This window comes from uncultured Traorella sp. (genome assembly GCF_944327115.1).
Classification (GTDB): domain Bacteria; phylum Bacillota_I; class Bacilli_A; order Erysipelotrichales; family Erysipelotrichaceae; genus Traorella.
In genome coordinates this window covers 1-23815 of the sequence record NZ_CALVGS010000040.1, presented here as the reverse complement: position 1 = coordinate 23815, position 23815 = coordinate 1, and the positions used below count along the sequence as shown (strand labels likewise).

The following is a 23815-nucleotide window of genomic DNA, read 5'->3' as shown; positions in this document are numbered from 1 at the left end:
TAAGGAGGAGAATTATGAAAATAGTGGTATGTGTCAAACAGGTACCGGATACTCAAAAGGTACAAGTAGATCCTGAAACAGGCGTCCTTATCCGTCAGGGCATTGACACGAAAATGAATCCATATGACTTATATGCACTAGAAACTGCTTTTCGTATCAAGGAAAAAACACAAGCTGAAATTTATGTGATCACGATGGGACCCGATTCGGCAAAGGCTGTTTTATATGAGTCCATGGCCTTAGGTGCTGATGATGCATGGCTGATGAGTGACCGTCGTTTTGCCGGGGCAGATGTTCTGGCAACATCCTTTACTCTGGCACAGGGAATTAAAACGATGGGCCATGTCGATCTGATTTTGTGCGGTAAGCAGACGACTGACGGGGATACGGCTCAGGTAGGTCCTGCGATTGGAGAAGTGCTGAAAATTCCTCATGTCAGTTGGGTGCGGAAGCTGATTGATGCTGATGAAAAGGGAATTACGGTTCTGCAGGAAATGATGGACAGCGTGGCTGAGGTACGTTTGAATTATCCATGTCTTCTGACTGTCGAAAAAGGTATCTTTGAACCGGGACTGCCTTCATATCTTAAGATGAAGGAGGCAAAAAAGAAAGATATTCATTTATTAACGATGGATGATTGTGAATGTCGTGATATCCGGCGATATGGGTTAAGCGGTTCACCTACCCAAGTAGAGAAGATCTTTGAGCCATCCTATGATTTAGAATCTGTACGCTTGGAAGGCACGAGTGAAGAAAATGCATCTGCATTATATGATAAGCTTTTAGAGTTAAAAGTGTTCGAAGGAGGAAAGAAACATGGCACAATTGGTAATTAATCATGATACGTGTATTCAGTGCGGGTTATGTGTAGCACAATGTCCTTTTGCTGCCATGTCGATGGTCGATGGAAAAGTAGAGATCAATGCGGCATGTAAGATGTGCCGTATCTGTGTAAAAAATTGTCCCGTAAATGCGATTCATATAGAGGAAGAGCAGAAAGCTGAAGTGGATAAAAGCCAATGGCAGGATATTTTGGTATATATCGAGCATGATCATGAAATGATTCATCCTATCAGTTACGAATTGATCGGAAAAGCACTTGAATTAGCCAGACCTGTTCATATGAAGGTTGCTGCCTTGATGGCCGGTAAAAATATCAAGAAGCTTGCGGAAGAACTATTATATAGCGGTGTAGATAGGGTTTATTTATATGAAGATGACAGCTTGGAAATATTTCGTGTCGATAGCTATGCCAATGTTTTTGAGGACTGTATTCATCGAATGAAACCCTCTGTATGTCTTGTAGGTGCAACGACAACAGGACGTTCACTGGCTCCGCGGGTGGCTGTCCGTTTCCAAACAGGTTTGACAGCAGATTGTACTTCACTTGAAATGCGTGAAAATACCGATTTGATCCAAATCCGTCCGGCCTTTGGTGGAAATATCATGGCCCAAATCATTAACACGAGATGTCGTCCGCAATTTGCGACCGTACGATATAAGGTCATGAATGCTTCTGAGAGGTTAAGAAAGCCGCAAGGAAAGATCATTGAATGTGAGGTCAGTGATGAAATAAAAAAATCAGATATTGAAATTCTTAAAGTAGAAAAAAAGGCCAAGGTTTCAAGCATAGAAGAAGCTGAAAGCTTAGTTGTTGCCGGCTCAGCGATCAAGGATGAAAAAGGAATGGAAATGATTCGTGAATTTGCATCGCTTTTAAATGCTTCCGTTGCAGTGACTCGTCCAATGGTTGAAAAGGGATTGGGACATGTCAATCAGCAAATCGGATTATCAGGACGTACCGTCAAGCCTAAATTAATCATTACATGTGGTGTCAGCGGTGCTATTCAATTTACGGCAGGGATGAAAGACAGTGAGATGATCATTGCCATCAACAAGGATCCTCATGCACCGATCTTTGATCTGGCACATTATGCGGTTGTAGATGATATTTATACGTTGATACCTAAGCTTATTGCGAAAATTAAGGAGGGTAAATCATGAAGCCTTATAAGAAAGTTGATGAAAAGGATCTTGAAGTTTTAAGAAGCTTTGTTTCTGAGGATCGGATCTTTGTGAATGATGACATTCATCCTGATTATTCTCATGATGAAATGATGATATACGGGAAAAGGAAACCCGAGGTTGTCATTCAGATAAAAAATGCCCAGGAAGCAGCCAAGATCATGAAATATGCTTCTGAAAAGAATATTGCGGTAACACCTCGAGGAGCCGGAACCGGTTTGTGCGGCGGCTGTGTGCCTTTAGAAGGCGGTATCGTTGTCAATACTTCCTTGATGAATCATATTCTGGAAATTGATCCGGATACCATGAGCGTGACCTTGGAGCCGGGAGTATTATTGATGGAAGTGCAGGAAGCCGTAAAGAATGCCGGATTTTTATATGCTCCTGATCCGGGTGAAAAAAGTGCTACGGTCGGCGGAAATGTGATGACCAATGCCGGTGGCATGCGGGCCGTGAAATATGGCGTTACCCGTGATTATGTACGTGGCATGCAGGTTGTAACACCGGAAGGAGAAATCCTGGAATTAGGCGGTAAGGTAGCAAAAAACAGCAGTGGATACAGCTTGCTGCATCTTATGATCGGTTCGGAAGGAACACTTGGGATCGTAACCCGTATTACGATGAAGATCCTGCCTTCTCCAAAGAAGATGACTAGCTTGTTGATCCCGTTTGATTCTTTGTCAGCTGCATTAAAAACCGTTCCTGAAATCATGAAATTGCCTGATGTAGCGACAACGATCGAATTTATGGAAAAAGAAGTCTTGGATGATGCCCAGGAATATTTAGGAAAGGAATTTCCAAATCGCAATTATCCGGCATATCTGATCGTTTCATATAGCGGAAATTCACAAGCACAAATTGAATCTATGTTGGATAGAGCCTCTGAAACAGCCATGAAAAACAAGGCCTTAGATGTATTCTTATCCGATACTGAAGAAAGACAGGAAGCTATTTGGAATGCCAGAGGTGCTTTTCTTGAAGCCATCAAAAACTCAACGACTGAAATGGATGAATGTGATGTTGTCTTGAACCTTGACAAGGTCGTTGAATTTGTAGAATATACAAGAGAATGTTCAAAGAAATATCATGTGCGTATTCGCAGCTTTGGACATGCAGGTGATGGCAACCTTCACGTATATATTTGTAAAGATGACATGGATGATGCAACCTGGACGCGTGTCGTTCATGAAGTCATGGATGGCTTTTATGCAAAGGCAAGAGAATTAAATGGACAAGTTTCCGGTGAACATGGAATCGGTCATGCGAAAAAGAAATATTTAGAAGAATCTGTAGGTGAAACTCAAATTCAATTGATGAGAAAAATCAAACAGGTCTTTGATCCCCGGTTCATCTTAAATCCGGGTAAGATCGTAGATTAACAGATAGAAAAAGAGATGATATATGAATTTCATATGTATCATCTCTTTATATTAAATCATAGTAAAGCATTTTTAAGAATCAGTTTCCTCTATTTTGGTTTTTTGAAAATAAAAGCCTGATAAGTCCGACTATGACAAGCAATGGTGAAATAAAATATGTAAACAAGTGAATGATAAAAGGAAAGGCACCAAATATCGTCACGAGTTCTCCACCAAAATAAACATCATTTAAAAGGAAAAGACGTAAAAGCATACCGGCAAATCCAATGATTAAAAAGAACAGCGAATATTTTAAATTTCTATCTTTTTTCTGATTGCTTGACTGTATGTGTTTAGATATATAACAAAGAGAAACAAGAAGAAAACATGGTGGATATACTTCAAAGACAAAGATCGGCGGTGCTTCGCTCTTAGATATTTCTTGAAGCAAAAGATTACTGAGAAGAGAAACAGCTGCTACAATCAGACCAATAAGTATTGACCATAAAATACCTTTAATTATAATTTTTATATTTTCATCATCAATCAATGAAGATAAAGCAGGTAATTCATCTAAATAATACAAATAAAGCATAGATGCCAATGCAGTTAGCAGACTTATATCAGTATAGGATATGAGTGAAATTTTAAAACTGTTAAATAAATAATTAGAAAAGGAAGCTGATAAAATAAAGTTTATGATACCAATCGTGAATCCGATCAATAATAAATCAAACAATTTACTAGATTTCTTATCTAATATCAGACGTTTTTTAATAAATTTAAACATGCTCATACCCCTTTCCAACTTTTTATAGAATTTTAGAACGATTTAGTATTTATAAATTTCTAGGTATATATACGTGATTCATTTCTTCAAAGTTTGCAGTTAGTGAACCTGATACAGATAGACTGGATGAAACACTGGAATTTGGTCCCACGGTTATACCAAAACCGATATTACCACTGAAGCTAAGTTTCCAATGAGAATACATACCTTCAAATGCAGACACAGAAACTTTTCCTCCAGCTAAAGCGGTTGCAGTTATTTGAAATGAACTAATAAAGGCAGCTTCTCCAGTAGAAGATACACATCTTAACGTTTTAGCTGTTTTTTTTCATATTTTTTTTGCTCATTTTATTGATGATTAATCTCTCCCTCCTTTTTGTGATAAGACAGTAATGAAAGACATAGTTTACCTACATATAGTATATAGGTATATTTGAAAAAGATAAAGCATGTTTTTATCAAAGATATTATGATATAATATTATAGTTGGAGGATTTCTATGCATTTTTCAGTTACGATTTCAGAATTTGAAGGTCCGTTGGATCTGATGTATCATTTGATCAAAGAAAATAAGTTGGATCTTTTTAATCTGGATATGGATGTTTTAAGTGAGCAATATTTGGCATATCTGAATCAGATGGAAGAGATGCATCTTGATATTGCCAGTGAATTCTTAACTGAATTGGCAGGCCTTTTGGAATATAAAAGCAAAAAGCTTTTACCGAAAGAAAAAGTAGAGATCGAAGAAGAATATGAAGAAGATCATCGTGACAAACTGGTGAAACGGCTTCTTGAATATCAGCGTTATAAAGAAGCGAGCGAGTCATTAAAACCATTATACGAAGAACGTCAGCTTTCTTATACAAAACCTTTAAGCAATGAAACACAGCAGTGGATGAGCGTGGTAAAAGAAGAAAAGCTCAGCGGCAGTCCTTATGATCTGATGAAGGCCATGAATAAGGTGCTGCGCCGTTTAGCTTTGAATCACCCGCTTGAAACCAAGATGACGGTGAAGGAATTAAGTGTTGATGAGCGCAGGGAACAGATCGAAGAGCGGTTGGATGGTTTTAAAGGTACGATGAGTTTTACAGAGCTTTGCAGCGATTGTACCAGCAAACAGATGGTCATCGTTACGTTTATGGCTATTTTAGATATGATCAAATTCCAGATCATTTCTTATATCATTGATGAAGAGGATGAGATCTGGATCGTAAAAGGAGTGGAAGATGATGGATGAGAGATGCAGCGTGATCGAAGGATTGATTTTTTTGAGCGGTGATGAAGGATGTACGCTTGAACAGCTGGCTGCTTCTTGTAATATGATGGAAAAAGATGTCTTGGAGCTGATCAAGGATATCATGGATGAGTATTGCAAGGAGTATCATGGTTTTGAATGTGTGAATTATGGCGGACGCTATAAGTTTATTTCGAAGGAGAAGATCCATGAAGCGGCTGAAGCACTTTTTTCAAGCAGCAAGATGGCTACGCTTTCCCAGGCAGCTTTGGAAACACTGGCGATCATTGCTTATAAACAGCCGCTGACACGTATTGAGATCGAAGAAATTCGAGGGGTCAATTGTGATATGATGATCCGTAAGCTGCTGGCCAGAAACCTGATTCGGGAATGTGGCCGTACAGATGGTCCGGGACGTCCTTTTCTTTATGAGGTAACAGAGGAGTTCATGGATGCCTTTAAGCTTGAAAGCTTAAAAGAGCTTCCGGATCTGCCGGCAGTTGAACAGAATATGGATAGTGAATTATTTAAAGAGGATGATATTTATTAGCCATTTCTGTCATTGTTTAAAAAACATGCTTGTTTAAAGGCTTTTTTTCGAATTTTGTTGACTCTTGAGTGCCTTTATGGTAATATACGGATGTTGTTTCCCTTATTTGGGTACAACCGCTCATAAAAGGGTTAAGACGATGGTCCCCTCATTTGGCGAGTCAAAGATAGAAGGAGGTGCAACGATGTACGCAATTATTGAAACTGGCGGAAAGCAAGTAAAATGTGAAGTTGGTTCAACAATCTTCGTAGAAAAGTTAGATGTTAACGAAGGAGATACAGTTGAATTTGACAAGGTGGTTTGTTATTCAAACAGAACAACGAAGGTAGGTACTCCTTATGTTAAGGGTGCTAAGGTTGTAGCAAAGGTTGAAAAACAAGGTAAAGGAAAGAAGATCATCATCTTCAAGTACAAATGTAAAAACGGAAGCAGCCACCGTAAACAGGGTCACAGACAGCCATATACAAAATTAACTGTAGAAGCTATCGAAGGTTAAGATGGTCCGGGTCTGTGTTGTTTCAAAGAATGAAGCAATCAAGAAAATAACGGTGAGCGGTCATGCCGGAAGTGCCCGGAAGGGTGAAGATCTGGTATGTGCCGGGGTTTCTTCAATTGTCTTTGGAACATTAAATGCATTGGATAAATTGGCTTCTAAGAGCGTTGATTTTCAAGTAAGTCAACAAATCGTGATCGAAGTCTTGAATCTTCTCGATGAGAAATGTCAGCTGATCTTACAGACGATGCTGATCCAGCTGGCAACGATCGAAGAGCAGTATTCATCATATATTGAAATAAAACAGGAGGTGTCATCATGAGATTCGTATTAGATATTCAATTCTTTGCTTCTAAAAAGGGAGTAGGATCAACAAAGAACGGACGTGATTCTCATTCTAAACGTTTAGGTGCCAAGAAAGCTGATGGACAATTTACTAACTGTGGTTCTATTATCTATCGTCAGCGCGGAACTAAGATTCATCCGGGCTTAAATGTTGGACGTGGCGGTGACGATACGTTATTTGCGAAGGCAAGCGGTATCGTTCGTTATGAAAGATTAGGTAAGAAGAAGACACAGGTATCTGTTTATCCACAGGCTTAAAAATCTCCGTCATGGAGATTTTCTTTTTCTAAAGGAGGCGTAGCATGTTTGTTGATCGAGTTAAGATTCACTGTAAAGCAGGAAAAGGCGGCGATGGGATCGTAGCTTTTCGTCGTGAAAAATATGTCCCGCTGGGTGGTCCCAGTGGCGGAGATGGCGGTAAGGGCGGCAGTGTCATCTTTGAAACGGACACTGGAAAGTTTACTCTTTTAGATCTGCGTTATTCAAAAAAAGTAGCTGCCGGAGATGGTGAAAAAGGAAAACCCAAGAAAATGCATGGGGCAAATGGTAAAGACGTCATTGTGAAGGTTCCTTTAGGAACGATCATCAAGGATGAAAAGAGCGGTGCCATTCTGGCAGATCTGACACGTAAGGATCAAAAAGCGGTCATTTGTGCGGGAGGTAAAGGCGGCCGTGGAAACTTTCATTTCAAAAGCAGCGTTAATTCTGCCCCTGAATATTGTGAGATGGGCGAATTTGGCGATGAAAGAGATGTCATCGTTGAATTAAAGGTATTAGCGGATGTTGGCTTGGTTGGCTTTCCTAGCGTAGGCAAGAGTACGCTTTTATCTGTTGTCAGTGCTGCTCGCCCGGAGATTGCCGAGTATCATTTTACGACCTTGAAGCCAAATCTGGGCATGGTACAGGTACCGGATGGCCGCAGCTTTGTGATGGCCGATCTTCCGGGATTGATCGAAGGAGCTTCACAGGGCAAGGGTCTTGGTTATGAGTTTTTGCGCCATATCGAGCGTTGCCGTGTCATCATCCATGTGATCGATATGGGTGCGAATGATGGCCGTGATCCGGTAGAAGATTACCGGATCATCAATCAGGAACTGGCAAATTACCAATATCGTCTTTTAGAAAGACCACAGATTGTCGTTGCCAATAAGATGGATCTGGAAGGAGCCGGCGAAAATCTGAAACGGTTTAAAGAAGCTTATCCGGATATAGAGGTCTTTGAAACGACAACGATCATTGATGAAGGACTGGAGCCTGTATTGTATCGGGCTGCTGATTTATTGGATCAGACAGATCCTTTCCCGATCCTGGATGAAAACCATCAGGAAGTAACGCAGGGTGTTCTCTATAAGTTTGAGGAACCAAAGCCTGCATTTGAGATCAAAAACCTTGGCAATGGCCGTTGGGAATTAGTGGGTGATGAGATAGAAAAGGCTTTCCATGCAACTCGCTTTAATTCTGAGGAAGCCGATCAGCGCTTTGCCCGTAAGATGCGTATCATGGGCGTTGATCAGGCACTGCGTGATGCCGGATGCAAGGATGGCGATATCATCATTTTGTGCAACGTAGAATTTGCATTCGTAGAGTAAGACAGCATGGCTGTCTTTTTTTTTGAAATTTGTTTTGATTGAAAAGAAAGCGATAAAATGATACTATTATCCATATGGAATTAGCAAGTCATACCGTCAGTGCGGCAGCCTTTATTTTTAATAAACAGCAGCTTTTGCTCATACACAATCCCAAAAAAGGCTGGGAAACACCGGGAGGTATCATCGAAAACGGAGAAACGCTCATAGCCGGTCTGAAAAGAGAGGTTCAAGAGGAATGTGGTCTTTGTGTAGATATCAGATATCTAAGCTGCGTTACCTCCATTACAAATGCCCGGAAGGGCTATAACGGTGTCCAAAGGATCTTACCTTCAATTGTCTTTGATTTTGTGTGTGGGTGTGATCATAAAGAGGTGGTCCTTTCTGATGAGCATGATGATTATTGCTGGGCAGATATCGATCAGGCTTTTAAGCTGATCAGAAAAGATCTTCTTTTTCGTTTTGAAAGCTGTTTTGATCAAAAGGTTGATTTTTTCGGATGTACGAAGGAAGCTGAAACAGATATATTTGAAGAAATAAGAATAGGAGAATAGGATGAAGCTTATATCGTGGAATGTGAATGGCATACGTGCCTGTGTGAATAAAGGGTTTTATGATTTTTTCTTAAAGGAAAATGCAGATGTTTTTTGTATTCAGGAAAGCAAGATGCAGGAAGGACAGCTGGATTTTGATTTGCCGGATTATCATATCTATATGAATAGTGCACAAAAGAAGGGTTATTCCGGGGTCATTACTTTTTCCAAGATCAAGCCTTTGTCGGTAAGAAAGGGAATAGGTATCGAGGAGCATGATCAGGAGGGACGAGTGCTGTGTTGTGAATATGATAAATTTTATCTTGTCAACTGTTACACGCCTAACAGCAAGGATGGACTTGTCCGTCTTGATTACCGTATGCAGTGGGAAGATGATTTCCGTGCGTTTTTAAAGAAATTAGAAGGGCATAAACCGGTTATTTTATGTGGTGACTTGAATGTGGCACATGAGGAAATCGATTTAAAAAATCCAAAGACAAATCGCATGAATGCTGGTTTCAGCGATCAGGAGCGTGCGAAGATGAGCGAATTATTGGATAGCGGCTTTATAGATACATATCGTTATTTGTATCCGGATAAGGTCGAATATTCATGGTGGAGCTATCGCTTTAAGGCAAGAGAAAAAAATGCCGGATGGCGGATCGATTATTTTATCGTCAGTGAGATCTTGAAGGATAAGATCATCGATTCTAAAATTTATACGGATGTGTTAGGCAGTGATCATGCACCTGTCGGATTGGAGATAAAAGAATGAAGGGCTTTATTTTTGATTTAGATGGTACGCTTTTGGATTCGTTGGGCCTTTGGCTTGATATTGATAAAAAATATATGGCGATGCATGGTATTGAATATAAAAGAGAATATACGGATGCGATCAAGCGATTGACTTATGTGGAATGCTCATATTATTTTAAGGATGTATTGGGCGTGAATAAACAGGCTGAACAGATCCAGCAGGATTGGAAAGATATGTCGCATGCCGCATATCAGAATGAGCTTCCCCTGAAGCCGTATGCCTATGAGTTTGTTCAAAGGTGTGCTTCGATCGGTAAGTGTATCATCGCTACTTCTTGTCATAAGGAGAGTGCGGTGGCAGCTTTGAAGCGTACGGGACTTTATGACTTCATGGAAGATGTTATAACGACCAATGAAGTCGGTTACAATAAGGAAAATCCTAAAATATATGAATTATGTGCTGAAAGACTGGGACTTTTGCCTGAAGAATGCGTAGTGTTCGAGGATGTAGCTTCAGCGGCTTTGTCTGCACATAAGGCGCATTTTCATGTTGTTGGTATTTTAGATGATATGTGGAGCCATGATCAGGATGAGATGAAACGGATCTGTGAGAAAACGATCCATTCATTTCAGGAATTGCTTGATTCAGATTGATGTAAAGGAGGGTTTGATATGATCGCTTTTGTAAAGGGAAGCGTGTACGGCAGTACCAATGATGCGTTGATCCTTGAAAATCATGGGATCGGCTATCAGATATTTACCCCTGATCCTAAGCAGTATGCAATTGGCAGTGAGGTACTTTTATATACGTATCAATATGTACGTGAGGATGCTCTTGCCTTATATGGTTTTAAGGAGCATGAAACCTATGAGCTTTTTTTGCGTCTGATCGAGGTCAAGGGTTTGGGGTGCAAAAGTGCCATGAACATGCTTTCGATGGGACAGGTTTCTAGAATCGTGGAAGCGATCGAGCAGGGCGATCTGACATTTTTAAAGAGCTGTCCCGGCATAGGCGCTAAAACGGCCCAGCAGATCGTTTTAGATCTGAAAGGCAAGCTGGTATCCGTGAAGGATGATGCCAAGGAAAAGATCGATCAGAACCTTCAGGATGCTCATGATGCTTTGATTGCTTTGGGTTATCGTGAACAGGAAATCAAATCGGTGCTTCGTGAAGTGGCTAAAAGTAATTATAAAAATACAGATGAAGCGATGCGTATGGCGCTTTCTTATCTGTTGAAGAGGTATTAGACATGAGTGAGAGAATACTACAAGCTGAAACGATGAATTATGAGGATGATGCTTCCTTGCGTCCGCAGCGTTTGGATGATTATGTGGGACAAAAGGAATTAAAAGAGAACATGCGTATCTTCGTAAAGGCTGCCAAGGCACGTAATGAGGCTTTGGACCATGTGCTTTTATATGGCCCTCCGGGTCTTGGGAAAACAACGCTTTCTTATATCCTGGCCAATGAGATGGGCACGCATATAAAAACTGCCAGCGGCCCTTCAATTGAAAAGGGAGGCGATCTGGCCGCCATCCTCTCTTCGCTGGAACCGGGTGATGTGCTGTTTATCGATGAGATCCATCGTCTTCCAAGCCAGGTCGAAGAAATCTTATATCCGGCGATGGAGGATTTCTGTATTGATATCATCGTAGGAAAAGAAGCGACGACACGTACGGTCCGATTGAGCCTGCCGCCTTTTACCTTGGTAGGGGCTACGACGCGTGCCGGTGATCTTTCTGCACCGTTACGGGACCGCTTCGGTATCGTGAGCCAGCTTCAATATTATGATATCGAAGAGCTTTCCAGCATCATTTTAAGAACGAGCCGGGTCATGGGCAATGAAATCGATGATGAAGCGATCCATGAGATTGCTTTGCGAAGCCGTGGTACACCGCGTATCGCAAATCGTTTATTCCGCAGAGTGCGTGATTTTGCCCAGGTCATGAATGACGGTGTCGTTTCCGTTGAGATCGCTAAGATGGCATTGGACCGCCTGCATGTCGATTCCAAGGGACTTGATCTGGTTGACCATAAGTATCTGAAAGGTATCATAGAGCGCTTTAAAGGCGGTCCTGTGGGGCTGGAGGCCATTGCCAGCAGCATTGGTGAAGAAGCGATGACGCTTGAAGATGTCTATGAGCCTTATCTGCTTCAGATCGGTTTCATCAATCGTACGCCTCGCGGTCGTGTCGTTACTGCAAAGGCTTATGAGCATTTAGGTATAGAATATCAGCAGAAGCTTTTTTAAGCTTCTTTTTTCATATGCTTCTCGCAAATAGAGCGGCGATGATGAAGATGAGCCATTTAGCGGCTAATAAAAGAATGGCAAAGACACTTTTTTCAACAAAGATAAAGCAGATAAGAAAGCCTGCCAAGGCAAAGCCTAAAGCAAAAAAGAAGGTCTTTTCACGTATATTGCGTCCTAACAGGAAACCGCAGATGATCAAAACCAGAAAACCAAATATTTTTGATATCAGAGCTAATGATGATACAAAAAGATTCAGAAAGTATAAAAAAGAAAGAATCAGCGATACTATAAGTGTAAGCAAAATACAGCATAAAAGCGTAAACAGGAGCGAGCGGATATTTTTTTTCATGATCTACCTCACTTACTAATATGCCATGGAGATGAAAATGATGAATGAATATTTTAATCTGATTTTCAAATGCTTCTTTTTTTATTTTATGATCATCTTTGCCTTGCGCTGCATGGGCAAGCGTGAGATTGGTGAATTAAGCATCTTTGATATCGTGATCTATCTTGTCATGTCTGAACTTTTAGCACTGTCGCTGACCGAAAACAGCGATTCTATCTTAAAAACATTGATTCCTTTAATTACGCTTTCTGCCTTGCAGGTCATCGTTGCTTTTCTGATCATGAAATTTGAAGGCTTTCGGACATTGATCGATGGGAAACCGGTCATTCTCATACGAAATGGTCTGATCGACCAGCAGGCGATGAAGAAAGAAAGATATAATATCGATGATTTAATGATGCAAGTAAGGGAATGCAGCATCGGAAGCATTCATGAAATTGCTTTTGGCATCTTGGAAACAAATGGAAAATTAACGCTGTTAAAAAAGAATGACTGTAAGGTCAAATATCCCTTTCCCCTGATACAGGATGGCAAGCTTCAGCGCGAACATCTGCAGATGAGCGGCTTTGATATCCATGAGATCATGCACTCCATGCGTCAGCAGGGAATTGCGGATGTGGCGGATGTGTTTCTATGCATGGCGACAAAATCAGGCTTTTCATTTATTTCGAAGTCAAGCTTAGCTTTTTCAAGGACCAGCACACTCTAAGTGCATGAAGAAAGGTCGTTGTCAGCATGCTAGCAACGATCGCCAATATCAGTGTATTTTCTTGCAGCAAAGGGGTAAGCAAAGCAAGGATGGCCAAGCGGAGCAGACAGCCAAGCAATGTGTCGATCAAGGCTTTTTTGCTTTGGTCAAGAGCATGAAGAATGCTGCTTAAAACCGGCTGAAGGGAATAGAAGATAAAAGGAAGGGAGCTGTTTTTTAGAAAAGCGCTGCCTTCTTTTGTCTTATAGAAAAGCTGTAAGATCTCACTTGGAAAGAAATAGGTCGTAAGCGCACAGGTCAACGAGATCAAAAGGCAGATCAAAGACATCATGTAAAAGATCTTTTTGGCCTTTTCCAAATGATTATGTTTTTTCTCATACACAAATGTCGGCAACAGGGCGCTGGCTAAGGTGACACTGATAAAAGAGGGCATGGTCAGCAGCGGCAAAACATAGCCATTGAAGATGCCATAGGCATTTTTTAATAAAACAGGATCGGCAAAGGCAAGGAAGATGATCGGTTCTAGGAAATAGGTCAATGAGCCGATCAAACGCGCACTGGTCATGGGAACGGATAATGATAATATTTCTAAAAAATGTTCTTTTTTCAAATCATGCTGACGACGTTTGAGCGGATGTTTTTTTATGAATAAAAAAGCTAACATGAAAAGGGTCGAACCGCATTCACCAACAAAAACGCTGAACATGGCTGTCGTTGCCAATGAACGGGCATCCTTGAGAAAAAGCGAAAAGCCAATGATAAGAAAGATGATCCGGAAGACTTCTTCGAAGATCTGGGAAGCACAGGCAATCGCATGATGCTGCTTTCCTTGAAGGATCGCCTTGCATAAACCGCTGAGCGTGACCATCGGGATCATGAAGACCATGCTTTTTAATATTGAGGATATCTGGATGTCTTTAAACAGATGTGTCGATAAAAAAGGAATCATGATCAGAAAAAGCGTGATCAGGATCAAATTGTTGATGAGTGACAGGATAAATGAGGATAAGATGCCATTGAGCGGATTAACGCTTTGAGCGATCACCTTGCTTAAGGCAGTAGGGATCCCCATCTGGGCCAAGGCTATCAGAAAGACAAGGGTAGGCATGGCCAAGGAATAGAGATTCATGGCTTCGAGTGACAGTGTACGGGCCAGATAGATACGGACGATAAATGAGAGTATCTTCGCAATCGTTGAAAGCAGAATAAGAGAGATCGTTGCATAGAATATTTTTTTTTTCAAATTTTCACTCCACTTTTCGCAGTATATGTTTTATAATTATGCTTATGATTGGAGTGAGTAGTTTATGGATTCAAAGCTGCATAATCAGATCGAGCTTGCGATTGCGATCAAAACCAGTCAGCTTCAGCGATGTGATCTGAAAAGCATTACCGAGCAGCATGTAAGAGATACCTTATATGGCAGTGTATGGAAAAATCAGCCGCCAAAAACATTTTCAAAAGCGGTAGATGATATATTTAAGATAACCGTGAGTGAGATCGTCGCATATTTGTCAAGTCAGGCCATCATTCTTGGCTCTCAGATGGATGAAAATGAGCTGGATGCATTGATTGGTGAGCATTCATGGTAGGTGAGCGTGCATGGAAGTAAAAATCCATCGTTGTGAACATGCAGATGATCTGAGAGAGATCGTCCTTTCTCATTATCATCTTCAGGCAGATGATCTTGAACGATTAAAAAAGAATGAATTAAGCGATCCTTTGACATGTACCAATATGGAACTGTGCCTGTCGATATTGAAAGATATCAGGGAAAAGCATGAAAAGATCCTTATCTGTGGCGATTATGATTGTGACGGTATCTGTGCCACAGCCATTTTATGTAAGGCGTTTGAAGCCTGTCAGATCGATTATGGCTTTTATATCCCGAAAAGGATCGAGGAAGGTTATGGTCTTCATGTCGATGTGCTTGAGAAAGCGTTGGCAAAGGGATATCGGAATATCATTACCGTGGATAACGGTGTACGTGCTGTTGAGGCAATGAAGTTTATCAGAGAAAATCATATGCGTTTGATTCTCAGTGATCATCATACCTTTGAAAAGGAAGATATCGTTTGTGATTGTTTCATTCATCCTTTTCTTGCAGATGATGCTTTTTATAACTGCTGTGGAGCCGGTATGGCGTTACAGATTGCTCGCTGTCTGATTCCCGATGATAAGGATATCGTTGCCCTTGCTGCTTTGGCAACCATTGCAGACAGCATGCCGGTTATTCGGGAAAACAGAAATATCATTCGAAAGGGCATCGAATTTCTGAATGAAGGGTGCATGCCGGCCCTTCACGCCCTCAAAAATAAGCCACAGGACATTTTTAACATGAAGATGATGTCTTACACGATCATCCCTAAGATCAACAGCATGGGTCGTTTAAGCGATCATGTGAATGTCAATAATGCTGTCCGCTATCTTCTTTTGAAAGATCAGAATGCGATCTTAAATGTAGCCCGGCAGATCAATAAGATCAATGAATTGCGCAAGGAAATGAGCAGTGACATGGAAAAGATCGCCAATGGTGAATTACAACATACATCCTTTGAGATCATTGCCCATCGTGATTTTCATGAAGGCATCGTAGGTTTGGTTGCCAGCAAGATGGCTTCTGCCCATCATCGGCCTTTTCTTATCTTAAGCGAACTGGAAAATGAATATAAAGGAAGCATGCGCAGTGTAGAAGGTTTTGATCTGATACGTTACTTTTCATCCTTTGACGGTTTTGAACGATTTGGCGGACATGCACAGGCTGCCGGTGTCACGATCAAGAAAGAGAATTTATCTGCATTAAAACATTATATTGAAACGCATGAAATGATCTATGAGGAAAATAAAACGATCGAATGCGAATGGGCGTCAGAACAGGCTTTTTCGATTCAGACAGTGATGGAATATATGAAATTGGCACCCTTTGGTAACGGCTTTGAAGAAATCCTCTTTTATATCGAAAATATACAGATACAAAAAAAGATTTCTTTATCAAACGGAAAATATTATAAAATCATTTCTTCAAGCGGCATTGAATATCTTTTCTTCAATTCTTCCCTGATCCCCTTGATCCATGAGGGAATGAATGTGATCGCAAAAGTATCTTTAAATGATTTCAGAGGCCAATATCATATCTGTATGACGGTTGAAGACGTCATTGAGGAGAATATTTATGTACAATGATCTCATTACGTTTGGTTCATTGACCATTCACAGCTATGGCCTGTTGATTGCCATAGGCCTTTTCAGCGGTTATCTGATTGCGGAAAAAAGAGCGAAAAAAGCGAATTTGAATACCGATGAGCTGTTGAATCTGTTTTTTGTATGTATGCTGGGCTGTGTCGTCGGTGGGAAGCTGTTATACTGCATCGTTGAATATGATGCTTTTTCAAAAGATCCGGCCCTGCTTTTTGACTTTGAAAATGGATTTGTCATTTATGGCGGACTGCTTGGCGCCTTGCTTGGCGGTTATCAGTATTGCCGTTTCAAGGGTCTTTCTTTTTTGAAATATTTTGAAATCTTCGTACCATCGCTTGCCTGGGCGCAAGGGTTTGGCAGGATCGGCTGTTTTCTTGCAGGCTGTTGTTATGGCAAGCCGACAGATGCATGGTATGGGATCGCTTTTCATCATTCACAGATTGCACCTAACCATGTCGCTCTCATACCGACGCAGCTCATCAGCAGTGCTTTTGATTTCTTGCTGGCAGGCTTTTTGTTTTATTTAGCTTCAAAAAATAAAAGAACCGGTACCTTGCTGAGCGTTTATCTGATCGTTTATAGTATCGGACGTTTCATGATTGAATTTTTACGAAATGATGAACGAGGCTTTGTCGGTTTTCTTTCAACATCGCAGCTAATATCTGTTTTTACGCTTCTTTTGGGCATTTATATCTATTTTAAATGTACCAAAAAGGTTATAATGGATTCAAATTGAGGTAAGTGATATGAATTTTAAGAAAAAAGTTAAGGAAGCTACTTTTAAAGAAGTGCTCATACTGGTAGGAATTATTGTATTGATGCTGTTCATATTGATGAATTACAGCTGGCTTTGGGCCACCCTGATGACTTTTTTAGATGTGATAAAGCCTTTTATTTATGGTGTATGTATCGCTTTTGTCTTTAATATTCCGATGCAGTTTTTCATGCGCAAGCTGCCGCCTAAAAAAGATGGCCGGAAGCCTAAATTATTAGCAGCGCTGATCACCCTTCTGTGTTTCATTATCGTCATCACATTGATCATTTGGATCATCGTGCCAAGAATCGTTGATAATATCATGTTATTGGTCAATAACTTTGATTCGTATATCGCAGAAGTTGAAAGATTTATTGAAATATTATTTGAAAATATGGGACTGTCCAATGATCTGATCGACGGCTTTATCAATTCTTTGGGAGAATTGGGAAATCAGTTCGTGGGTGCTTTGCAGTCGCTCATACCGGCCATGTTCAGCATTCTTACGATGATAGCCAGCTCGATTACCAATGTTGTTTTTTCGATATTGATTGCCATGTATCTGATTATTTCCAAAGAAACGCTGATAAGGCAGGGAGATCGTATCGGCAAAGCCTTATTGAATGAAAAACGATATCATCTGTTCAAGGAATTGATGCATTTGATCAGTGATACCTTTGCCAGCTTTATCAGCGGGCAGGGAATCGAAGCTGTGATCATTGGGGTATTATGTTATATCGGATGTAAGATCTTAGGCTTTGAATATGCTTCGATCGTTTCTGTCATCATCGGTGTTACGAATATGATCCCCATCTTTGGAGCGATCATCGGAACGGCCTTCAGTGCCTTGCTGATTGCTTTTGTGAATCCTGTCCAGGGACTTATCTTTCTTGTTTTTGGTGTCTGCCTGCAGCAGTTTGAATCAAATCTGATCTATCCGCATGTCGTTGGTTCTTCGATCGGGCTGCCGCCTTTATGGGTCTTATTTGCGGTTACGCTTGGCGGCGGACTTTTCGGTGTTGCCGGAATGCTCTTCGGACTGCCGACTTTCTCTGTCATTTATGAGATTTTTAGACGTTATATCATTAAAAAAGAGAAAATGCAAAATGAAATAAAGAGAATGGATTGACAAATATTTTAATTTATATGATCTTATTAAAGATGAAAACGAAAGTCTTTCAGTAAAAAAAACTATGAACCTTTTGAATTGTGCGATTGATTAATGAGCATTTGCTGATCAATGATGAAAGAGGAAATCGTTTTCACTTTTATTGAATTTATGACCTTAAGAAAATACAATGATTACGAATGGAGGTCATGATGAAAATAAATGTTGAAGGCGTAATGCCAAGTTTACAAAAAAATGTAATTGATGTAGTAGAGGGAATCGGAAATCCTAAGTTTACTTATCTTCCTAACGCATCTTTTGTTAGGACGACGCTGGTATTTGAAACAGATAGCGAGGATGAACAGGAATGTTGTGATCTGATCAAGAAAACGATCAAAGGTTCTGAAATAGGTAGGACGATTTCATTTCGCGTCATTCAAAACGGTAAATTGTATTAAAAAATGAAAGAGGTTGCATTATTGTTATGACGACAATTTCCAACTTCTTTTTTTTACATTTGTTATACTGAAAGCGTAAACAAACAAGCAGCTATAGCAATCATGTTTACAGTAAGGAGGTCATTGTAATATGAACATTTTGTTAGTTTGTGCCTGTGGTTCATCTACTTCTATTTTGATGCAGAATATGCGTGATAATTTAAAAGAAGATGAAAAGGATTGGGAGATCGGAGCATTATCAGTTTCTGAAGCTAAGACAAAATTTGGAAAGTATGATTATGTTCTGCTTGCACCTCAGGTAAAATTTCAAACCAACATGATCAAGGAATTATGCAAAGATATTCCTGGGATCACAATCTTAAACATTCCCGCAATCGATTTTGGAAGATGCAATGGTGAAGCAGTTCTTAATATGATTCGGGAAAATGAAAAAAACAAATAAATAGGAGGAAAGAATTACATGTCTGAAAACACAAAAAAAGTGTCGATCATTGACAAAATTGAAGAATGGTGTCAGCCAATGGCAACATTTTTCGGAACAGAACCACACTTTTTAGCAATTCGTGATGGTGTTGTTAGTTCATTGCCATTTACATTTATTGGGGGTTTTGCGTTTTTGATTTATAAATGTCCTTGGAGCGATACCGCATCAACCGGTATTGGTTTCTTTGATGCATTTATGGATGCATGGTGGTATTTATCTACTAATTTTCCACAGTTTACTTATCCGCCATATGCAGCAACCATCGGTGTTTTATCTTTATGGATCTGCTTTGTGGTAGCTTATTCACTAGCCCAGCATTACAAAAAGAATGCGATTAACTTTGCAGTTTGTTCGGCATCTATCTTCTTGCTCATATGTTCACCAGTCATGGTGGGTGGTGACATCACTTACAGCAATCTCGGTTCTGTCAATATTTTCCTAGCAATCCTAGTTGCTTTGGGAGCAGTTGAAATCATGCGTTTATCTGTTGAAAAGGGCTGGACGATTCATATGCCGCCTTCAGTGCCTCAGGTTATTGAAAATACGTTCTCAACGATATTCCCATTCTTATATGCTTTAATTGCTTTCTATGCACTCTCAGTGATTTGTCAGGTTGCCTTTGGAATGCTGATTCCGGAAATCTGGTCATACATCTTTACATTGATTTCATTTGGTGTGAATAATTCAGTGGCTGTTACAGTCTTGACAGCATTTGAAAATCTGTTATTTGGTGGTTTTGGTATTCACCCGACAACGGTTGTCGGACCGCTTCTGGATCCATTGCAGTTAGTAACCTTAGCTGAAAATGCTGAAGCAGTAGCAGCCGGTGTTGCTTTAAGCGATCTGCCAAACGTCTATACACAATCGTTCTGGGCTTATTATTCTTGTATTGGTGGTGCCGGATCTACGCTTGCATTAGCAATCATGTGCGTAAGAAGCAAATCAAAACAGTTGAGCTCAGTAGGCAAGGTATCAATCATTCCATCACTCTTCAATATCAATGAACCGGTAATATTCGGATTACCTATTTTCTTGAACCCAACACTTGTCATTCCGTTCATGCTGGCACCGACAGTGAATATCATCCTTGGATGGGCAGCTACATCAATGAATTTAGTAAATAAATCTTATATTTTCTTAACAAGTACAACTCCTGCTCCGATAGGTGCTTTTGTTGCCACGATGGACTGGCGGGCAGCAGTATTAGTAATCGTCATGTTTGCCTTAGACTGGGTCATCTTCTGGCCATTCTTTAAGAGATATGAAGCAACATGTCTGCAACAGGAACAGGGAGAATAATGATATAAGCTATGGATACAATGACTAAACTACAGGAAATTTCGTTTGAAATCATTGCGAATGCCGGTGAAGCCAAGGCATTTGCATATGAAGCTTTAGCTGCTGCCAAAGAAAAAAATGCTGATCTTTATGAGGAAAAAATGAATAAAGCTGACCAGTCAATCAATGAAGCTCATAAGCGTCAGTTTGAGTTATTGAAAGAAGAAGCAAATGGTGAACTAAAAGATGTAACGTTCTCGATACTGGTCGTTCATGCTCAAGATCATTTGATGTGTGTCATATCTACAATTGAACTGATAAGAGAATTGGCAGAAATTCATTTAAAAGGTTTACAGTAATGTTTTTAATGAGGCGAGTGCCAAATAAAAAGGCATTCGCCTGTTATAAAAAGAAGGGAGATATCATGAAAGGTTTCAAAGAAAATTTTATGTGGGGCGGAGCTGTCGCTGCCAATCAGTGCGAAGGAGCATGGAATGAGGGAGGAAAAGGATTGTCTGTACCGGATGTTGACTGGCATAATCCTCATTTAAATCGTGCCGGAAAGCGTGATGAGGATTCTGAGATGACCTCAGCTCGTTTAAAAGAATTGCTGGCGATTGATGATGATCGTCAGTTTCCAAAAAGAAAGGGGATCGACTTTTATCATACCTATAAAGAAGATCTGAAGCTGATGCATGAATTAGGACTTAAATGCTTTAGAACATCTATCAACTGGGCAAGAATTTTTCCAAATGGCGATGATGAAAAACCAAATGAGGAAGGTTTAAAGTTTTATGATGATCTGATTGATACAATTGTGGGATATGGCATGGAACCGATCATCACATTGTTTCATTATGAACTGCCATTGAATCTTGTTACCAAGTATGGTGGGTGGAAAAATCGTAAATTGATCGATTTCTTTGTGAAGTATTGTAAAGTTTGCTTTGAAAGATATCACAACAAGGTAAAATATTGGATCTTAATCAATCAAATAAATCTGATCTATGTAGAATCTTTTAATTCATTAGGTATCCTCAGTGATTCCGTAGATAATTTAGAAGAAGCAAAATATCAGGCTATCCATCATCAGTTTGTCGCCTGCTCTTTGGCCACAAAAGCAGCAAGAGAAATTGATCCTTCGATGAAGATGGGTGTCATGATTTCAGATCACAACTGTTATGCGGAAACAGCTAAACCGGAAGATGTATTTTATACTTATCAAAAAAATCAAATGTCACAGATGTTTTATGCAGATGTAAGGATTCGCGGAGCTTATCCGGGTTATGCGCTACGTTTCTTTGAAGATCATGATTTTCAGATTGAAATGCGTGAAGAAGATTTAGAAGCTATTAAAAAATATACAGCTGATTTTATGGCCTTTAGTTATTACTATACTCGTTTAAATTCCTACGAAAAAAATAATAAAGGTCTTAATGACATATCAAAAAATCCATTATTGAAGGCATCGATCTGGGGCTGGTCAATCGATCCTTTAGGTTTAAGAAATTCACTAAATCTTTATTATGACCGTTACGGTGTACCGATGATGATTGCAGAGAATGGCTTGGGTGCTTTAGATGAATTAACAGCTGATAATAAAGTACATGATGATTATCGTATAGATTATCTTCGTGAACATATCAAAGCAATGAAAGAAGCAATCAAGGATGGTGTAGATCTTTTTGCTTATTGTCCTTGGGGACCTTTTGATATCGTCAGCTGCACAACGAACGAAATGAGCAAACGCTATGGCTTTGTATATGTTGACATTCAGGATGATGGAACGGGAACAGGGAATCGATATAAAAAGGATTCATTCGCCTGGTATCAGAAAGTCATAGCTACAAATGGAGAAGAACTGTAAACCATGAAACTCATTCTATTAATTATCTTTTTGATTCTTTCTTTGGTCCTGCCGCTAGTGGTAGCATTTGAACATAAAAGGCGTGGTATGATCATGGCAATGGCATTGGGTGTATTGATCTATGTTCTGTCAACTGCGCTTACAAATTTCACTGCCCAAGCTATTGGACTTGAGAGTTTGAATCTTGCGGAAGACAGAGAAACCTATGTTGTCATGGTAACGCTGTCGCTCACGATCGTAATCGTTCTATTTTCTTTAAGTAAAAAAATCTTTGGTGATGAACACAGAGCTAATTTGATATATTCCGGGTTTTCACTTGTAAATACTTTTCTTTACAACATGAATGCTTATAGCTTCTTAGTGTTTGTTGCCATTCATAACAGTGCGGAGAAACTTTCTGCCTATTATCCGATGGAAACAGTCAATGAGTTATTAAATTACTATCAAGAAATTTCCAGCAGTGATATCTTACTTCTGATCATTGAGATGATCTGCAGCTTTTTTATCATGAAGTCACTCTTCTGTATGTTATGTAGAAATAAAGTTCAAATAGCTGATTATCTGATCTTTATCGTCGGGATTTTTATCTTCTTTTATTCGCAATATTGCATTCAAAACAAGGTTTTAGTTTTTGGTATTTATATTGTTTTATTATTTGCCGGTTATAGAAATAAGCTATCATTTAAAAAGGATTCGTGATTTATGGAAAGTAAAATATACGCAGATATCGTTTCACTAATGCATGAAAACAACGATGATTATATGACAAGTGAACAAATCGCATATACATTAAGTGTTTCAAAAAGAACCGTATTAACGTATTTAAATAAGATTAAAGATGATGCGGATGGACATGGCTTTGAAGTTATTACCAAGCAGGGCTATGGCTGCAAGCTGATTGTCAAAGATCATGATATTTTCAGTGAATGGTATGCGGATCTTTTTGAGAAAGAAAATATTTCGGATGTTCAAAAAAGAAGGAAGGTCATTTTCAATAAACTTATTTCTAGCAGTAATTATGTGAATATCTATGATCTTGCAAATGAATTGTATATTTCTGTGTCATCCGCCAGAAAAGATATCAAGCATTTGCAGCCTTTGATCGATCAATATCATTTAACCTTGAAGCATTCTCATTCCCGTGGATATATCATTATCGGTGATGAAAAAGATATCCGCAGTGCAATAGCTAAAGAATGTTCGGATTATCTTGAATATATGAACGATGAAGAAAACAGGGAACATCATACAAAGATATTAGATATGCTGACAGCTTCTATTGAAAAAAATCTTACATTAAATAATATCTCAATTTCCTCAAATTCAGTAAAGTCATTAGCCATTCACATTCTTATTGCCATTAATCGTATTGAAACGAATAATGCCATCAAAGTAGGTAATCTTTCAGTAAATGACCGTAAGACAAAAGAATATCTGACTGCGGAAAAGATCAATGAGGACATTGAAAAAATATTCGGTTTATCCTTATCAAAAGATGAAGTCTATTATTTTTCTTTGCATATAAAAAGAAATGATTCTGCTTTAGACAGAAATCTTGTAGTAAATCTTGAAGATCCAGAAGTCATCACCTTTTATAATCTATTTTTAAGGACAATTTATCTGCATAGCGATATTGATTTTTTCAATGATGATAATTTGCGTTTGAATCTGATGAACCATATTTCATT

General features: G+C 39.5%; 29 protein-coding genes and 1 other annotated feature. Of the genes, 26 read left to right on the top strand and 3 right to left on the bottom strand.

Annotation, left to right across the window (positions count from 1 at the left end):
• The first annotated feature begins 14 nt into the window (after positions 1 to 14).
• From Q0K35_RS03490 to Q0K35_RS03480, 3 genes are read left to right on the top strand one after another with little or no spacing between them, the layout of a single operon-like run.
• The gene (locus tag Q0K35_RS03490; RefSeq protein ID WP_294561288.1) at positions 15 to 836 is read left to right on the top strand and encodes an electron transfer flavoprotein subunit beta/FixA family protein; all 822 of its coding nucleotides are present in this window, start codon (positions 15 to 17) and stop codon (positions 834 to 836) included.
• Positions 817 to 2004, top strand: a complete 1188-nt coding sequence (locus Q0K35_RS03485) for an electron transfer flavoprotein subunit alpha (protein ID WP_294561287.1) — start codon at positions 817 to 819, stop codon at positions 2002 to 2004. Before Q0K35_RS03490 ends, Q0K35_RS03485 begins: the two co-directional genes overlap by 20 nt.
• Positions 2001 to 3404, top strand: a complete 1404-nt coding sequence (locus Q0K35_RS03480) for an FAD-binding oxidoreductase (protein ID WP_294561286.1) — start codon at positions 2001 to 2003, stop codon at positions 3402 to 3404. The genes Q0K35_RS03485 and Q0K35_RS03480 overlap by 4 nt, the downstream gene beginning before the upstream one ends.
• A gap of 79 nt (positions 3405 to 3483) precedes the next feature.
• Here the strand turns inward: Q0K35_RS03480 and Q0K35_RS03475 are convergent, their stop codons facing one another.
• Positions 3484 to 4173 (bottom strand): hypothetical protein, encoded by a 690-nt coding sequence (locus Q0K35_RS03475; RefSeq protein WP_294561285.1) that lies wholly within the window; start codon positions 4171 to 4173, stop codon positions 3484 to 3486.
• Between the two features lie 499 nt (positions 4174 to 4672).
• Here Q0K35_RS03475 and Q0K35_RS03470 point away from each other — a divergent pair, with 499 nt between their 5' ends.
• The 11 genes from Q0K35_RS03470 to ruvB all read left to right on the top strand — a co-directional run bounded on the left by Q0K35_RS03470 (position 4673) and on the right by ruvB (position 11922).
• Entirely contained in the window at positions 4673 to 5410 is a 738-nt protein-coding gene (locus Q0K35_RS03470) for a segregation/condensation protein A (RefSeq protein ID WP_294561284.1), read from the top strand.
• Positions 5400 to 5957, top strand: coding sequence for an SMC-Scp complex subunit ScpB (scpB, locus tag Q0K35_RS03465; protein WP_294561283.1), 558 nt, complete (start codon positions 5400 to 5402; stop codon positions 5955 to 5957). Before Q0K35_RS03470 ends, scpB begins: the two co-directional genes overlap by 11 nt.
• Positions 5958 to 6061: 104 nt before the next feature.
• Positions 6062 to 6129: a sequence feature (ribosomal protein L21 leader region), on the top strand.
• 12 nt (positions 6130 to 6141) lie between these two features.
• Positions 6142 to 6453 carry a 50S ribosomal protein L21 gene (gene rplU, locus Q0K35_RS03460; protein ID WP_071442802.1) on the top strand — a complete coding sequence of 104 codons (312 nt, stop codon included), beginning with the start codon at positions 6142 to 6144 and terminating at the stop codon, positions 6451 to 6453.
• Between the two features lies 1 nt (position 6454).
• A complete protein-coding gene (locus Q0K35_RS03455) occupies positions 6455 to 6772 on the top strand; it encodes a ribosomal-processing cysteine protease Prp (RefSeq protein ID WP_294561282.1) in 318 nt (105 codons plus the stop codon).
• Positions 6769 to 7053 carry a 50S ribosomal protein L27 gene (gene rpmA / locus Q0K35_RS03450; protein WP_071442800.1) on the top strand — a complete coding sequence of 95 codons (285 nt, stop codon included), beginning with the start codon at positions 6769 to 6771 and terminating at the stop codon, positions 7051 to 7053. Before Q0K35_RS03455 ends, rpmA begins: the two co-directional genes overlap by 4 nt.
• A 44-nt stretch (positions 7054 to 7097) precedes the next feature.
• Complete coding sequence (gene obgE / locus Q0K35_RS03445; RefSeq protein WP_294561281.1) at positions 7098 to 8384, top strand: GTPase ObgE; 1287 nt, start codon at positions 7098 to 7100, stop codon at positions 8382 to 8384.
• A 74-nt stretch (positions 8385 to 8458) separates the two neighbouring features.
• The gene (locus Q0K35_RS03440; protein ID WP_294561280.1) at positions 8459 to 8935 is read left to right on the top strand and encodes an NUDIX hydrolase; all 477 of its coding nucleotides are present in this window, start codon (positions 8459 to 8461) and stop codon (positions 8933 to 8935) included.
• A gap of 1 nt (position 8936) precedes the next feature.
• Positions 8937 to 9689: an exodeoxyribonuclease III gene (locus Q0K35_RS03435; RefSeq protein WP_294561279.1), complete on the top strand. Its 753-nt coding sequence runs from the start codon at positions 8937 to 8939 to the stop codon at positions 9687 to 9689.
• Positions 9686 to 10324 carry an HAD family phosphatase gene (locus Q0K35_RS03430; protein ID WP_294561278.1) on the top strand — a complete coding sequence of 213 codons (639 nt, stop codon included), beginning with the start codon at positions 9686 to 9688 and terminating at the stop codon, positions 10322 to 10324. Before Q0K35_RS03435 ends, Q0K35_RS03430 begins: the two co-directional genes overlap by 4 nt.
• 18 nt (positions 10325 to 10342) lie before the next feature.
• Positions 10343 to 10918 carry a Holliday junction branch migration protein RuvA gene (ruvA, locus tag Q0K35_RS03425; protein WP_294561277.1) on the top strand — a complete coding sequence of 192 codons (576 nt, stop codon included), beginning with the start codon at positions 10343 to 10345 and terminating at the stop codon, positions 10916 to 10918.
• Positions 10919 to 10920: 2 nt separating this feature from the next.
• Positions 10921 to 11922 (top strand): Holliday junction branch migration DNA helicase RuvB, encoded by a 1002-nt coding sequence (ruvB, locus tag Q0K35_RS03420; protein WP_294561276.1) that lies wholly within the window; start codon positions 10921 to 10923, stop codon positions 11920 to 11922.
• A 10-nt stretch (positions 11923 to 11932) separates the two neighbouring features.
• Here the strand turns inward: ruvB and Q0K35_RS03415 are convergent, their stop codons facing one another.
• Positions 11933 to 12271, bottom strand: a complete 339-nt coding sequence (locus Q0K35_RS03415) for a hypothetical protein (RefSeq protein WP_294561275.1) — start codon at positions 12269 to 12271, stop codon at positions 11933 to 11935.
• Positions 12272 to 12308: 37 nt separating this feature from the next.
• On the opposite strand from Q0K35_RS03415, the gene Q0K35_RS03410 reads away from it, so the two are divergent.
• Positions 12309 to 12980: a DUF421 domain-containing protein gene (locus tag Q0K35_RS03410; protein WP_294561274.1), complete on the top strand. Its 672-nt coding sequence runs from the start codon at positions 12309 to 12311 to the stop codon at positions 12978 to 12980.
• Here the strand turns inward: Q0K35_RS03410 and Q0K35_RS03405 are convergent.
• Positions 12934 to 14223 (bottom strand): oligosaccharide flippase family protein, encoded by a 1290-nt coding sequence (locus Q0K35_RS03405; protein WP_294561273.1) that lies wholly within the window; start codon positions 14221 to 14223, stop codon positions 12934 to 12936. The two genes, Q0K35_RS03410 and Q0K35_RS03405, sit on opposite strands and share 47 nt — an antisense overlap.
• Positions 14224 to 14287: 64 nt before the next feature.
• On the opposite strand from Q0K35_RS03405, the gene Q0K35_RS03400 reads away from it, so the two are divergent.
• The 11 genes from Q0K35_RS03400 to Q0K35_RS03350 form a co-directional block, all read left to right on the top strand.
• Positions 14288 to 14572: a post-transcriptional regulator gene (locus Q0K35_RS03400; RefSeq protein WP_294561272.1), complete on the top strand. Its 285-nt coding sequence runs from the start codon at positions 14288 to 14290 to the stop codon at positions 14570 to 14572.
• A 10-nt stretch (positions 14573 to 14582) separates the two neighbouring features.
• Positions 14583 to 16163, top strand: coding sequence for a DHH family phosphoesterase (locus tag Q0K35_RS03395; RefSeq protein WP_294561271.1), 1581 nt, complete (start codon positions 14583 to 14585; stop codon positions 16161 to 16163).
• Positions 16153 to 16914, top strand: a complete 762-nt coding sequence (gene lgt, locus Q0K35_RS03390; protein ID WP_294561270.1) for a prolipoprotein diacylglyceryl transferase — start codon at positions 16153 to 16155, stop codon at positions 16912 to 16914. Before Q0K35_RS03395 ends, lgt begins: the two co-directional genes overlap by 11 nt.
• 10 nt (positions 16915 to 16924) lie before the next feature.
• Positions 16925 to 18061, top strand: coding sequence for an AI-2E family transporter (locus Q0K35_RS03385; RefSeq protein ID WP_294561269.1), 1137 nt, complete (start codon positions 16925 to 16927; stop codon positions 18059 to 18061).
• A gap of 191 nt (positions 18062 to 18252) precedes the next feature.
• Positions 18253 to 18498, top strand: a complete 246-nt coding sequence (locus tag Q0K35_RS03380; protein ID WP_294561268.1) for a hypothetical protein — start codon at positions 18253 to 18255, stop codon at positions 18496 to 18498.
• 130 nt (positions 18499 to 18628) lie between these two features.
• Entirely contained in the window at positions 18629 to 18940 is a 312-nt protein-coding gene (locus Q0K35_RS03375; RefSeq protein WP_294561267.1) for a PTS sugar transporter subunit IIB, read from the top strand.
• Between the two features lie 18 nt (positions 18941 to 18958).
• Positions 18959 to 20281: a PTS transporter subunit EIIC gene (locus Q0K35_RS03370; RefSeq protein ID WP_294561266.1), complete on the top strand. Its 1323-nt coding sequence runs from the start codon at positions 18959 to 18961 to the stop codon at positions 20279 to 20281.
• Between the two features lie 11 nt (positions 20282 to 20292).
• On the top strand, positions 20293 to 20619 hold the full coding sequence (locus Q0K35_RS03365; RefSeq protein ID WP_294561265.1) for a PTS lactose/cellobiose transporter subunit IIA: 327 nt from the start codon (positions 20293 to 20295) through the stop codon (positions 20617 to 20619).
• Between the two features lie 65 nt (positions 20620 to 20684).
• On the top strand, positions 20685 to 22127 hold the full coding sequence (locus Q0K35_RS03360) for a family 1 glycosylhydrolase (RefSeq protein ID WP_294561264.1): 1443 nt from the start codon (positions 20685 to 20687) through the stop codon (positions 22125 to 22127).
• A 3-nt stretch (positions 22128 to 22130) separates the two neighbouring features.
• Complete coding sequence (locus Q0K35_RS03355; protein ID WP_294561263.1) at positions 22131 to 22826, top strand: hypothetical protein; 696 nt, start codon at positions 22131 to 22133, stop codon at positions 22824 to 22826.
• A gap of 3 nt (positions 22827 to 22829) precedes the next feature.
• Positions 22830 to 23815: PRD domain-containing protein (locus tag Q0K35_RS03350; RefSeq protein WP_294561262.1), on the top strand; the 986-nt coding region annotated here is incomplete at its 3' end.